The sequence below is a fragment of the Fontimonas sp. FW305-C-3 genome (genome assembly GCF_058783185.1).
Window position 1 is genome coordinate 862,078 of the sequence record NZ_JBYSYK010000003.1, and the last position, 12,400, is coordinate 874,477.

Here is a 12,400-nt window from a genome sequence, read left to right on the forward strand (position 1 = left end):
CAACACCCACCATTCCGAATATCGTGTACGTCGAGTACTTCCAGCTCCGGGAGATGCCGTTCTCCATCACCCCGGACCCCGCCTATCTGTATCTGACGCCGCGCCACCAGGAGGCGCTGGGTCATCTGCTGTACGGCACCGGGCAGTACGGCGGCTTCGTCCAGCTGACCGGCGAAGTCGGTACCGGCAAGACGACGATCGTGCGCAGCCTGCTCGAGCAGAAGCTGCCGGATGTGGATGTCGCGATGATCCACAACCCGCGCCAGAACGAGCAGGAATTCGTCCACAGCATCTGCGACGAGCTCGGTGTCGACTATCCGCGCAACAGCCCCACGCTGAAGATGCTCGTCGACGCGCTCAATGCGCACCTGCTGCGCGCGCATGCCGCAGGCCGGCGCACGGTGCTGATCATCGATGAAGCGCAGAACCTGATGCCGACGGTGCTGGAGCAGGTGCGTCTGCTGACCAACCTCGAGACTGCAAAGGAAAAGCTGCTGCGCATCATGCTGGTCGGCCAGCCCGAACTCACCGCGCTGCTCGCCCGCCCCGACCTGCGCCAGCTCGCCAGCCGCATCACCGCGCGCTATCACCTGACGCCGCTGACACCGGCAGAGACGCGCGAGTACGTCGAGCATCGCCTGCGCATCGCCGGCGCCGCGCGGCCGCTGTTCAGCGCGCAGAGCCTGCAGCTGGTGCACAACGCCGCGCGCGGCAATCCACGCCTGATCAACATCATCTGCGACCGCGCGCTGATGGGCGCCTACGCGACGCGCGAGACCCAGGTGACGCCGCAGGTGCTGCGCACGGCGGCGCGCGAAGCGCTGGGCGACATCGATGGCAGCGATCTGCGTACACCGCTGCGCTGGCGCTGGATCGAGCTGAGCCTGGTCGTCGCGCTGTTCGCCTGCCTCGGCCTGTTCGCGTACACCTACTGGCCCTGGCGTGCGCCGGTTGTGGCGGTCGCGGCACCTGTCGCCGTGGTGGTTCCGCAGCCATCGCCAATCGCAGCTCCGACACCTGCCCCGGCGGTTGTCGAACCGGTGCAGGCAAGTGCCGAAGCGGCCGCAACGCCCGCCGCCGCAATGCTCGAAGCGGACATCCATCCGACCGATCTGTCGGCCGATCTCGCCGCCGCCGCGCAGCCGCTGTCGACGGTGCTGGCGCAGCTGGTCACGCTGTGGGGCGCCGACGCCGGCAACAGCGACAACAAGAATCTGTGCACGACGCTGAAGGCGCAGGCGCTGGAGTGCTACCGCAGCAGCGCGACCTGGACCGATCTGCGCCTGATGAACCGGCCGGCGGTGCTGACGTTGCAGCTCGGCGAAGAAGGCCAGCGCTACTTCCTGCTGAAGTCGCTGGATGCCGAACGCGCGGTGCTGATGACCGCGCTCGGCCCGCTGAGCATCCCGCTCAAGGCGCTCGACCCGCTGTGGAATGGCGAGTTCCTGCTGCTCTGGCATCGCGACAGCCAGTCGATCCGCATCGACACGACCACGCGCGGCGCCGACATCACCTGGCTCTATGCGCAACTCGTCGCGCTGCAGTATCTGCCCGCTATCGACAACGTGCCGGAGCGCCTGACCGTGCCGATGGCCGAGGCGGTCCGCCGCCTGCAAAGCGCCCGCGGGTTGCAGGCCGACGGCGTTGCCGGCGTGCGCACGCTCATCGAACTCGGCGACTCGCGCCCCGACACGCCGACGCTGGTCGCCGCCGAGGCCAAGCCATGAGCTACATCCTTGACGCCCTCAAGCGCGCCGAGCACGAGCGCAGCGGCGCGCTCGGCACCGCGCCGACGCGCGACAGCGCACCCGATGGCCTGAGCCGGCTGTCGCCGCTGCTGCTGATGGCGATCGGCGCGCTGCTGTTTGCCGCCGGCATCGCGATCAGCTGGTTCCTGTTGAGGCCGGACACTGTCGCCGCGCCAGCGCCGGTCGTGGCCATCGCCACCGCGGCGCCGATCCCAGCACCGACCCCGGTGCCGACTATCGCACCGACACTCGCGCCTGCGGCCGTCGCTACACCGGAGTCGCAAGCGACCGCGGAAGAAAGCGCGATGACGCCGGAAGGCGATGCCGCCGACGGCGAATTGCTCGCCGACGCCGCGGAGATCGAACCGGCTCTCGCGGGCTACGAAAGCCTCGACGATCTGACGCCCGTGTTCCAGGGCATCGGCGCCGGCGCTGGGACCGCCACCGCGAAGCCGGCAAGCGCCGCCAAGCCGAACAGCACCGTCAGCGCCAGCCAGGGCTTCGTCCCACCGCCGGCCACCGCCGCGCCGACGCATCTGGAGCCGCTGCTGCGCGACATGCCGCAAGCCTATCGCGACCAGTTCCCGAACCTGACGATCCAGGTCCACGTTCACAACGCGTTGCCGGCAAAGCGCTGGATCATGATCGACGGCAAGCGCTACGGCGAAGGCTCGCAGCTCGACAGCGGTCCGCAGATTACGGAGATTGCCGCGGACGGCATCGTGTTTTCGTTCCGCAACGAACGCGTGTTCTGGCCGCTGACGCGCTAGAGCAGCCATGAAAAAGCCCCCTCCCGCCTGCGCGGGAGAGGGCCGCTGACACTGAGCTGAAAGTCAGCCTGTCAGTTTCTTGCAAGCCTTGTCGAGACGCGCGAGACCTTCGGCAACATCGGCTTCCGTGATGTTCAGCGCCGGGGCAAAGCGCAGCACATCCGGACCGGCGACCAGCAGCCAGACGCCTTCGGCGAGACCCGCATTGACGATGTCCTTGGCGCGACCCTTCCAGGCGTCGACCAGCGGCGCACCGATCAGCAGGCCCATGCCGCGCGGCTCGCCGAACAGCCCGTACTGCTTGCCGAGCACTGCAAGACCGGCGCGCAATTGGGCGGCGCGCTCGGCAACATTGCGCTGCAGCTCGGACTTGGCGATCTCGTCGACGACCGCACCCGCAACCGCGCAGGCCAGCGGATTGCCGCCGTACGTCGAACCATGCGTACCGAAGGCCAGAATTTCGGCATGCGCCTGGGTCGTCAGCATCGCGCCGATCGGGAAGCCGCCGCCCAGGCCCTTGGCCGTCGTCAGCACGTCGGGCACAACACCCATCTGCTCGTGCGCGAACAAGGTGCCGGTACGGCCGTTGCCGGTCTGCACTTCGTCGAGAATCATCAGCGCCTGGTGCTTGTCGCACAGCGCGCGGATGCCCTTGATGAACTCCGGCGTCGCCGGCAGCACGCCGCCCTCGCCCTGCACCGGCTCGACGACGACCGCGCAGACGCTGTCGTCCATCGCTGCGGTCAGCGCCGCCAGATCGTTGAACGGCAGGTGGCGGATCGCGCCCGGCAGCGGCTCGAAACCCTGCGTGTACTTGGGCTGACCGCCGACACTGACGGTGAACAGCGTGCGGCCGTGGAAGGCGTTGTGGAACGAGATGATCGTGTTCTTGTGCGGGCCGAACTGGGTGTTGCCGCGGCGGCGGGCGAGCTTGAACGCGGCTTCGTTGGCCTCGGCGCCGGAATTGCAGAAGAAGACCTTGTCGGCAAAGCTCAGGTCGACCAGCTTGCGCGCCAGCTTGAGCGCCGGCTCGTTGGTCATCACGTTGGACAGGTGCCACAGCTTGCCGGCCTGCTCGGCCAGCGCGCCGACCAGCACCGGATTGGCGTGGCCCAGCACCGTCACCGCGATGCCGGCGGCGAAATCCACATATTCACGTCCTTCGGTGTCCCACAGGCGCGAACCGATACCGCGCTCGGGAATGAGCTCGGCAGGCGCGTAGTTGGGAACCATCACCTCGTTGAACGTGGCACGACTGACAGCAGACATGACAAACACCTCACACATTCGGCCGCCTAGCCGGAATGACGGCGGCCCGAAAAGGAACCTCTGAACAGGGGCCGGAACGGCGGCACCTGATCGGAGGCTCCTTATGAAGGCGCGCAGTATAAGACCTGCCGCCCGGCGGGAGGTATCCGGGGGAAGTTTCCAATAGACTTCGGGGGATAAATCCGAGGAGCGGCACTACGTGGCAAAAAAAGCACTGATCACCGGCATCACCGGCCAGGACGGCGCCTATCTGGCCGAGTCCCTGCTGAAGAAGGGCTATGAGGTCCACGGCATCAAGCGCCGCTCGTCGCTGTTCAATACCGACCGCATCGATCACCTGTACCAGGATCCCCACGAGAAGGGCCGCAAGCTGTTCCTGCATTACGGCGACCTGACCGATGCGACGAACCTGATCCGCATCGTGCAGAACGTGCAGCCGGACGAGATCTACAACCTCGGCGCGCAGAGCCACGTCGCGGTGTCGTTCGAAAGCCCGGAGTACACCGCCAACAGCGATGCGCTCGGCACGCTGCGCCTGCTCGAGGCGATCCGCATCCTCGGCATGGAAAAGACCACGCGCATCTACCAAGCCTCGACGTCCGAGCTGTACGGCAAGGTGCAGGAGATTCCGCAGCGCGAGACGACACCGTTCTACCCGCGCTCGCCGTACGGCGTCGCCAAGCTCTATGCGTACTGGATCACGGTCAACTACCGCGAATCGTATGGGATGTACGCTTGCAACGGCATCCTGTTCAACCACGAGTCGCCGATCCGCGGCGAGACCTTCGTCACCCGCAAGATCACGCGTGCGATCGCACGCATCGCGCTCGGCATGCAGGAGTGTCTCTACCTCGGCAACCTCAGCGCACTGCGCGACTGGGGCCATGCGCGCGACTACGTCGAGATGCAGTGGCTGATGCTGCAGCAGGAGACGCCGGACGACTTCGTCATCGCGACCGGCGTGCAGCATTCGGTGCGCGACTTCGTCGATCGCAGCGCCGCCGAACTCGGCATCACGCTCGAGTGGCGTGGCAGCGGCGTCGACGAGATCGGCGTCGTCGCCAAGGTCGACAATCCGGAATTCAAGCTCAAGCCGGGTCAGAAGATCGTCGCCGTCGATCCAAGCTATTTCCGCCCAACCGAGGTCGACACGCTGCTGGGCGATCCGACCAAGGCGCGCGAGAAACTCGGCTGGGTGCCGACGACGACCTTCGAGGAACTGGTCAGCGAAATGGTCAGCGAAGACCTCAAGACCGCGCGACGCGACCGCCTCGTCCAGGGCGCCGGCTTCCAGGTCTTCGAGCATCACGAGTAAGGCACGCATGCAGACCGACGCACGCATCTACGTTGCCGGCCACAACGGCCTCGCCGGCTCGGCCATCGTCCGCGCGCTGAAGGCGGCGGGCTACACGCAGCTCATCACGCGCAGCCACCGCGAGCTGGATCTGACGTCGCAGACGGCGGTCGACGCCTTCTTTGCGAAGGAGAAACCGCAGTACGTGTTCCTCGCCGCGGCCAAGGTCGGCGGCATTCACGCGAACAATATCTATCCGGCCGAGTTCATCCGCGACAATCTGGCGATCCAGACCAACGTCATTCACGCGGCCTGGACGCACGGCGTCAGCAAACTGGAATTTCTCGGTTCGTCATGCATTTATCCGAAGCTGGCGCCGCAGCCGATGGCCGAGCAGAGCCTGCTGACGGGTTCCCTGGAGCCGACCAACGAGTGGTACGCGATCGCCAAGATCGCCGGCATCAAGATGTGCCAGGCCTATCGCCGGCAGTACGGCTTCGATGCGATCAGCCTGATGCCGACCAACCTCTACGGCCCGGGCGACAACTTCAATCTCGAAAACGCCCATGTGCTGCCGGCACTGATCCGCAAGTTTCATGAAGCCAAGCAGCGCGGCGACAGCGAAGTCGTGCTGTGGGGCAGCGGCACGCCGCGCCGCGAGTTCCTGCATGTGAATGATCTGGGCGCCGCCGCGGTGCTGCTGATGCAGCGTTACAGCGGCGAGGACATCATCAACGTCGGCGTCGGCAACGACGTGTCCATTCTCGAACTCGCCCAGCTCGTGCAGAAGATCACCGGCTTTGCCGGACGTATCGTGCAGGACCTCAGCAAACCCGATGGCGCACCGCGCAAGCTGCTCGATGTCGGTCGCCTGCATGCGCTGGGCTGGCAGGCGCAGATCGGCCTGGAAGACGGCATCGCCGGAACCTATCGCTGGTATCTCGACAACAGCGAAAAATTGCGCGCCTGAAACCATGCGCAAGCATCTCGGCGCAGTCGGCACGATCCTGATCGTCGGGCTGGTCGTGTTCGGCATTGCGTTGGCCACACCGGTGCTTGGTGTCTATGTTGCCTTCGAGTGGTCGACACGACTCGGCTGCGCGCTGCCCAACTTCGGCGGTAGCTGTGCCGAGCATGGCTATGTGCTCGACAAGCTCGCGCTCTACGACGCCATCCCAATCGCCAATCTGATCGGCACGCCGCTGATCTTTCTGGTTGCGTTCTGGGACATCCTGCTGGCTTGGATCGCCTTGATCCTCGCCTGCAAGGCGCTCGCGCCAGCGCGCGAACGCTAGATTGCCTGACCGGCTGCGTAGCCCGAGGCCCAGGCCCACTGGAAGTTGAAGCCGCCCAGATGCCCGGTGACGTCGACGACTTCGCCGACGAAGTACAGGCCTTTCTGCTTCTGCGACTCCATCGTCTTCGATGACAGCTCATCAGTGTCGACGCCGCCCAGCGTGACCTCGGCGGTGCGATAGCCTTCGGTGCCGCTTGCGGTGATCGGCCAGCACTGCAGCTGATCGGCGATCTCGCGCAGGGTCTGCTTGCGGATGTCGCGCATCGGCTTGTTGTCGAACCAGACCTCGCACAGGCGCTGGGCGAAGCGCTTGGGCAGCAGTTCCGAAAGAATGGTCTTCAACTCCGCCGCCGGATGCTTCTGCTGTTGTTCGGCAAGCGCTTCAAAAACATCGACGCCCGGCAGCAGATCCAGCAGCAAGGCAAGGCCGGGCTCCCAGTACGAGGAGATTTGCAGGATCGCCGGCCCGCTCAGGCCACGATGCGTGATCAGCATGGCGTTGTTGAACTCGGTATCGGCGCAGCGCGCGACGACCGGCACAGCCACACCGGCCAGATCCGCATAGTGCTGCTGATGCGTTCCGCTCAAGGTCAGCGGCACGAGGCCCGCGCGAGTCGGCAGCACGTTGTGGCCAAACTGACGAGCGAGCGCATAGCCGAAGCCGGTCGCGCCCATGCTCGGGATCGACAGGCCGCCGGTCGCGACGACCAGGGCGCCCGCACGATGGCGGCCATGCGCGGTATCGACGATGAACTGCTCTTCGAAATGGCCGACCGCACCGACGGCGCAATCGACCTCGATACGCACGCCCGCCGCCGCGCACTCGTCGAGCAGCATGCGCACGATCTGCTTCGAGGAGTCGTCGCAGAACAGCTGGCCCAGCTCCTTCTCGTGCCAGGCGATGCCATGCCGATCGACCATGTCGATGAACTGCTGCGGACGGAATCGCGCCAGCGCCGACTTGCAGAAATGCGGGTTGCGCGACAGGAAGTTCGCCGGCGTCGTGTGCAGGTTCGTGAAATTGCAGCGCCCGCCGCCGGACATCAGGATTTTCTTGCCGACCCGGTTGGCGTGCTCGACGACCAGCACGCGCTTGCCGCGCTGAGCGGCCGTCAGCGCACACATCAAGCCGGCGGCACCGCCACCGATGATCAGCGCATCAAACGACATCTGAGTCCGCTCCTCCGGATGATTCGCGCGTTGATCGGGCACCGCGGCCGGCGCCCTTTCCCTCGTCGCAAAAGCGCGCTAGCTTAAAGGTTCAGCGACACAAGTAATAAGTGCGGCCACAAAGAGCCGCGCGTCGCGGAGGGCGAAACATGTTTGCTGAGCACATCAGTGATCCTGCGCTGGATGCTTCCTGTGGAAGCGTCCCACTCCTGGCGTTTTCTTTGATCGGCCGGACGCCGTCGGTCAGGCCCGCATGCGGGCTCCTGTCTCGGGTCATCTCACAAGGAGAGTTGGATGAAAACTTACGGTGCGGAATTTCTTGGAACGTTCTGGCTGGTGTTGGGCGGTTGCGGCAGCGCGGTGCTGGCGGCCGCATTTCCCGACGTCGGGATCGGCCTGCTCGGGGTCTCCCTCGCATTCGGCTTGACGGTGCTGACGATGGCCTACGCCATCGGTCATATCTCGGGTTGCCATCTGAATCCGGCAGTGTCCATCGGACTATGGGTCGGCGGCCGCTTTCCGGCGCGGCAGCTCGGGCCCTACATCGTCGCGCAGGTTCTCGGCGCCATCGCGGCGGGCGGCGTGCTCTACCTGATCGCCAGCGGCGCGCCGGGCTTCGATGTCAGCAAGGGCTTCGCATCCAACGGCTACGGCGCGCATTCGCCGGGCGGTTACTCCATGATTGCAGCACTGGTCGCGGAAGTCGTTCTGACTGCATTCTTCCTGATCGTCATTCTCGGCAGCACCGACGCGCGTGCGCCGGCCGGTTGTGCGCCGCTGGCCATCGGCCTGGCGCTGACGGTGATCCACCTGATCAGCATTCCGGTCACGAACACTTCGGTGAATCCTGCACGCAGCACCGGCGTCGCACTGTTTGTAGGCGACTGGGCCATTGCGCAGTTATGGCTGTTCTGGGCGGCGCCGATGGTCGGCGGCATGCTCGGCGCAGTGTGCTATCGCCTCATCTCGACGGAAGACGGCTGGCCGCGGAAGCGCTGAGCGCTGGCGCTGTCTGGCGGCTCCACGGAGGGTCGCCAGACAGTCGCTAGCTGTCCTTGCGTCCGTAGATATCCTCGAAGCGGACGATATCGTCCTCGCCGAGATAGCCGCCGGATTGCACTTCGATCAGCTCCATCGGCTGCATGCCCGGATTCTCCAGGCGATGCCGCCCGCCGATCGGGATGTAGGTGGACTGGTTTTCGCTGAGCAGGAACTCCTTGCCGTCGCAGCGTACCTTGGCGGTGCCGCTGACGACGATCCAGTGCTCGGCGCGATGGTGGTGCATCTGGTCGCTGAGCTTCTGCCCCGGCTTGACGATGATGCGCTTGACCTGGAAGCGCGGTCCGACGGCCAGCGTCTCGTAGCTGCCCCAGGGGCGATGCACCACGGCGTGCGCATCGGCCTCGCTGCGCTTGGCCTCCTTCAGCCGCGCGACGATGGCCTTGACGTTCTGCGCATGCGCCGGTGTCGTCACCAGCACGGCGTCCTTGGTCGCGACGATCACCGTGTCGCGCAGGCCAAGCGCGGCGACGAGGCGATGCTCGCTGTGCGCCAGAACGCCCTCGCTCTGCTCGATCAGCACATCGCCATGGCTGTAGTTGCCGTGGGCGTCCTTCGTCAGCTTGTCGAGGTAAGACCAGGAGCCGACATCGTCCCAGCCGGCGTCCATCGCGACCAGCGCGGCCTTGTCGGTTTTCTCCATCACCGCGTAATCGAGCGAATCGGAGCGGCAGTGCGCGAAGGCCTGCGCATCGAGGCGGATAAAATCCAGATCCTGCTTCGCCAGCTCCAGCGCCTCGCGGCAATGCGCAACGATGTCTGGAATCGCCGGATTCAGCGCCGACTCGAAGCGACTCAGCTCGGCCAGGAACAGGCCCGCCGGAAACAGGAACAAGCCGCCGTTCCAGTCGTAGTCGCCCGCCGTCAGAAACTGCGCGGCGCGCTCGGCGCTCGGCTTTTCCACAAAACGGTCCAGCGCGTAAACGCTGCTGCCCAGAGCGGGGCCGCGCTTCAAGTAGCCGTAGCCGGTCTCGGCGCGCGTCGGCTTGATGCCGAACACCATCAGCCGGCCGTCCTGCGCGGCACCGGCCGCCAGATCGGCAGCGGCGCAGAAAGCCGCCACATCGGCGACGACGTGATCGGCGCTCATCAGGAACACCAGGGCCTGATCGCCGTGCTGTTGCTGCACGTACAAGGCCGCCACGGCAGCGGCCGCCGCGGTGTTGCGACCGGCCGGTTCGAGGATGATCGCGGCGCCGTCGATGCCGATCTCGCGCAACTGCTCGGCGACGATGAAACGATGGCCTTCGCCGCAGATGACGACCGGCGCCGTTGCGCCCGCAACGTTGCGTGCACGCAACGCCGTCTGCTGCAGCAAGGTGTGCTCGCCGCCGATGCGCAGGAACTGCTTGGGATACGTCTCGCGCGACAGCGGCCACAGGCGCGTGCCCGAGCCGCCGGCCAGAATCACCGGCACCAGCACGGCGGCCGCATTCTTCGCACGATCAGTCGCAGGCATCGATCAGGCTCAGCAATTTGTCGGTTTGTTCTTGCATCAACGCGGCATCCCCACGCGCTTCGACGTTGAGACGCAGGACCGGCTCGGTATTCGAGCCGCGCAGATTGAAACGCCAATCCGCGTACTCCAGGCTCAGACCGTCGGTGCGATCCACATGCAGCGCGCTGCCAGCGTACTCCATCTCGATACGCTCGATCACTGCAGCAATATTGCGTACCTTGCGGTTGATCTCGCCGCTGGCCGGAAACTTCGCCATGCGCTCGCCGACCAGCTCGGCCAGCGAACTGCCGCTGGCGCTCATCAGCGCCGCGACCAGCAGCCAGGGAATCGTGCCGTTGTCGCAGTAGGCGAAGTCGCGGAAGTAATGGTGCGCGCTCATCTCGCCGCCATAGATCGCGTTCTCCAGGCGCATGCGCTCCTTGATGAAGGCGTGGCCGGTCTTCGACTGCACCGCAATGCCGCCAGCGGCGGCGACCAGATCGATCGTGTTCCAGCTCAGGCGCGGGTCGTGGATGATCTTCGCGCCGGCTTCGCGCTTCAGCATCGCCTGCGCGAGCAGGCCGACGATGTAGTAGCCCTCGATGAAAGTACCCTGCGCGTCGAACAGGAAGCAGCGATCGAAATCGCCGTCCCAGGCAATGCCGAGATCGGCGCCATGCGCACGCACCGCATCCGCGGTCGCGGCACGATTCTCTGGCAGCAGCGGATTCGGAATGCCGTTGGGAAAATCCGGATCCGGCTGGTGATGGACGCGGATCAACTCGAACGGCAGATGCGGCGCCAGCGCGTCGACCACCAGGCCCGCCGTGCCATTGCCGGCGTTGACGACGATCTTCAGCGGCTTGAGCGCGGCGACGTCGATGTAGCCGAGCAGATGGCGCACATAGTCCGCCCGCAGATCCAGCGGCTTGAGCTGCGCTTGCCCGCTCGGCGCCGTGGTGGCGTTCTCGACGGCGCGCTGCAGCTCGCGCAGGCCACTGTCGCCGGAGATCGGCTGCGCACCGGCGCGCACCAGCTTCATGCCGTTGTAGTCGATCGGATTGTGGCTGGCGGTGACCATGATGCCGCCGTCGAATCCGGCGTGGAACGTCGCGAAATAGACTTCTTCGGTGCCGCAGAGGCCGAGGTCGAACACTTCGGCGCCGCCGTGATTCAGCCCCAGCGCGAGCGCCTTGAGCAGCGCTTCCGAGCTGTGGCGGATATCGCGGCCGAGCACGACGCGCCGGGCCCGCAGCTGATCCGCATAAGCCAGGCCGAGCCGGTAGGCGACGGTTTCGTTGAGCTCGTCGGGCACGCGCCCGCGGATGTCATAAGCCTTGAATGCGGCGGCCGGATTCATGGCGGGTTGCCGGCCTGGCTCAGTACGCCGGTCGCTGATGCCAGCGCCAGGCCGTTTCGATGATCGTGCGGATGTCGCGGTACTGCGGCTGCCAGCCCAGCTCCGCATGCGCCTTGGCGCTGCTCGCAACCAGACGCGCCGGATCGCCGGCGCGGCGCTCCGCGATCTCGACGCTCAGCTTGCGGCCGATGACCGCTTCGACGGCGGCAAGAATCTCGCGCACCGAATAGCCCTGGCCGTTGCCGAGGTTGTAGCAGGCAAAACCGGGTTGCCGATCCAGCGCCAGCAGCGCCTTGAGATGGGCGTCCGCAAGATCGTTGACGTGAACGTAGTCGCGAATGCAGGTGCCGTCCGGCGTCGGGTAATCGATGCCGAAAATCTTCACCGGCAACGGCTCGCCGGCGGCGGCCTTCAGCAGGCGCGGAATCAGATGGGTTTCGGGTTCGTGCGCTTCGCCGATCTCGCCGGACGGATCAGCCCCGGCGGCATTGAAATAACGCAGGGACACGGCACGCAGACCGTAAGCCCTGGCGCAGTCTTCCAGCAGCTGTTCGACCGCCAGCTTGGTCGAACCGTAGGGATTGACCGGATGCTGCGGATGGGTTTCGTCGATCGGCGCCGTCTGCGGCTCGCCGAAGATCGATGCGGTCGACGAGAACACGAAGCGCGAAACGCCGTGACGCTGCATGGCCTCAAGCAGCGTCACCGTGTTCGAAACATTGTTGCGATAGAAGGGCAGCGGATCGGCGACCGATTCGGCGACGATCGAGCTGGCCGCGAAGTGCATCACCGCATCGATCGCATGCGCCTCGAACAGCGCGTCGAGCGCCGCGGCGTCGCCGATGCTGGCTTCGACGAACTCGCCCCAGCGCACCGCGGCACGATGACCGCTGGCAAGGTTGTCGCAGACCACGACGCGATGGCCGTGGTCTGCGAGCTGCTTGCACATATGGGCGCCGATATATCCCGCCCCACCGGCGACCAGCACATTCATG

General features: G+C 65.8%; 11 protein-coding genes. 6 read left to right on the forward strand and 5 right to left on the reverse strand.

Translation table 11 applies throughout. The features are described from left to right. Positions 1-53 precede the first annotated feature (53 nt). A complete protein-coding gene (locus AC3WUF_RS15435; protein ID WP_492427134.1) occupies positions 54-1,727 on the forward strand; it encodes an AAA family ATPase in 1,674 nt (557 codons plus the stop codon). After that, positions 1,724-2,518 carry a general secretion pathway protein GspB gene (locus AC3WUF_RS15440; protein ID WP_492427136.1) on the forward strand — a complete coding sequence of 265 codons (795 nt, stop codon included), beginning with the start codon at positions 1,724-1,726 and terminating at the stop codon, positions 2,516-2,518. The genes AC3WUF_RS15435 and AC3WUF_RS15440 overlap by 4 nt, the downstream gene beginning before the upstream one ends. 63 nt (positions 2,519-2,581) lie before the next feature. On the opposite strand, the gene AC3WUF_RS15445 is transcribed toward AC3WUF_RS15440, so the two are convergent. Then, positions 2,582-3,787: an acetylornithine/succinyldiaminopimelate transaminase gene (locus AC3WUF_RS15445; RefSeq protein ID WP_492427138.1), complete on the reverse strand. Its 1,206-nt coding sequence runs from the start codon at positions 3,785-3,787 to the stop codon at positions 2,582-2,584. 199 nt (positions 3,788-3,986) lie between these two features. Between AC3WUF_RS15445 and gmd the strand changes: the two genes are divergently transcribed. The 3 genes from gmd to AC3WUF_RS15460 are packed head-to-tail and all read left to right on the forward strand — an operon-like array spanning position 3,987 to position 6,376. Beyond that, a complete protein-coding gene (gene gmd, locus AC3WUF_RS15450; protein ID WP_492427140.1) occupies positions 3,987-5,102 on the forward strand; it encodes a GDP-mannose 4,6-dehydratase in 1,116 nt (371 codons plus the stop codon). A 7-nt stretch (positions 5,103-5,109) separates the two neighbouring features. Further along, the gene (gene fcl, locus AC3WUF_RS15455) at positions 5,110-6,051 is read left to right on the forward strand and encodes a GDP-L-fucose synthase (protein ID WP_492427142.1); all 942 of its coding nucleotides are present in this window, start codon (positions 5,110-5,112) and stop codon (positions 6,049-6,051) included. 4 nt (positions 6,052-6,055) lie between these two features. Next, complete coding sequence (locus AC3WUF_RS15460) at positions 6,056-6,376, forward strand: hypothetical protein (protein WP_492427144.1); 321 nt, start codon at positions 6,056-6,058, stop codon at positions 6,374-6,376. Here the strand turns inward: AC3WUF_RS15460 and AC3WUF_RS15465 are convergent. After that, positions 6,373-7,548, reverse strand: coding sequence for a BaiN/RdsA family NAD(P)/FAD-dependent oxidoreductase (locus tag AC3WUF_RS15465; RefSeq protein ID WP_492427146.1), 1,176 nt, complete (start codon positions 7,546-7,548; stop codon positions 6,373-6,375). The genes AC3WUF_RS15460 and AC3WUF_RS15465 overlap by 4 nt on opposite strands. A 294-nt stretch (positions 7,549-7,842) precedes the next feature. On the opposite strand from AC3WUF_RS15465, the gene aqpZ reads away from it, so the two are divergent. Continuing rightward, a complete protein-coding gene (gene aqpZ, locus AC3WUF_RS15470) occupies positions 7,843-8,547 on the forward strand; it encodes an aquaporin Z (protein WP_492427148.1) in 705 nt (234 codons plus the stop codon). Between the two features lie 46 nt (positions 8,548-8,593). On the opposite strand, the gene AC3WUF_RS15475 is transcribed toward aqpZ, so the two are convergent. The 3 genes from AC3WUF_RS15475 to galE are packed head-to-tail and all read right to left on the reverse strand — an operon-like array spanning position 8,594 to position 12,399. Continuing rightward, a complete protein-coding gene (locus tag AC3WUF_RS15475; RefSeq protein WP_492427150.1) occupies positions 8,594-10,066 on the reverse strand; it encodes a mannose-1-phosphate guanylyltransferase/mannose-6-phosphate isomerase in 1,473 nt (490 codons plus the stop codon). Continuing rightward, on the reverse strand, positions 10,053-11,405 hold the full coding sequence (locus AC3WUF_RS15480; protein WP_492427152.1) for a phosphohexomutase domain-containing protein: 1,353 nt from the start codon (positions 11,403-11,405) through the stop codon (positions 10,053-10,055). The genes AC3WUF_RS15475 and AC3WUF_RS15480 overlap by 14 nt, the downstream gene beginning before the upstream one ends. A 19-nt stretch (positions 11,406-11,424) precedes the next feature. After that, on the reverse strand, positions 11,425-12,399 hold the full coding sequence (gene galE, locus AC3WUF_RS15485) for a UDP-glucose 4-epimerase GalE (protein ID WP_492427154.1): 975 nt from the start codon (positions 12,397-12,399) through the stop codon (positions 11,425-11,427). Position 12,400: the final 1 nt, after the last annotated feature.

What these genes read in the sequence shown, in the direction of transcription:
- aqpZ (WP_492427148.1), top strand. Translation starts at nt 7,843, where the DNA reads ATGAAAACTTACGGTGCGGAATTTCTTGGAACGTTCTGGCTGGTGTTG.
- AC3WUF_RS15475 (WP_492427150.1), bottom strand. Translation starts at nt 10,066, where the DNA reads ATGCCTGCGACTGATCGTGCGAAGAATGCGGCCGCCGTGCTGGTGCCG.
- AC3WUF_RS15435 (WP_492427134.1), top strand. Translation starts at nt 54, where the DNA reads ATGCCGTTCTCCATCACCCCGGACCCCGCCTATCTGTATCTGACGCCG.
- AC3WUF_RS15460 (WP_492427144.1), top strand. Translation starts at nt 6,056, where the DNA reads ATGCGCAAGCATCTCGGCGCAGTCGGCACGATCCTGATCGTCGGGCTG.
- galE (WP_492427154.1), bottom strand. Translation starts at nt 12,399, where the DNA reads ATGAATGTGCTGGTCGCCGGTGGGGCGGGATATATCGGCGCCCATATG.
- AC3WUF_RS15440 (WP_492427136.1), top strand. Translation starts at nt 1,724, where the DNA reads ATGAGCTACATCCTTGACGCCCTCAAGCGCGCCGAGCACGAGCGCAGC.
- AC3WUF_RS15445 (WP_492427138.1), bottom strand. Translation starts at nt 3,787, where the DNA reads ATGTCTGCTGTCAGTCGTGCCACGTTCAACGAGGTGATGGTTCCCAAC.
- AC3WUF_RS15480 (WP_492427152.1), bottom strand. Translation starts at nt 11,405, where the DNA reads ATGAATCCGGCCGCCGCATTCAAGGCTTATGACATCCGCGGGCGCGTG.
- AC3WUF_RS15465 (WP_492427146.1), bottom strand. Translation starts at nt 7,548, where the DNA reads ATGTCGTTTGATGCGCTGATCATCGGTGGCGGTGCCGCCGGCTTGATG.
- fcl (WP_492427142.1), top strand. Translation starts at nt 5,110, where the DNA reads ATGCAGACCGACGCACGCATCTACGTTGCCGGCCACAACGGCCTCGCC.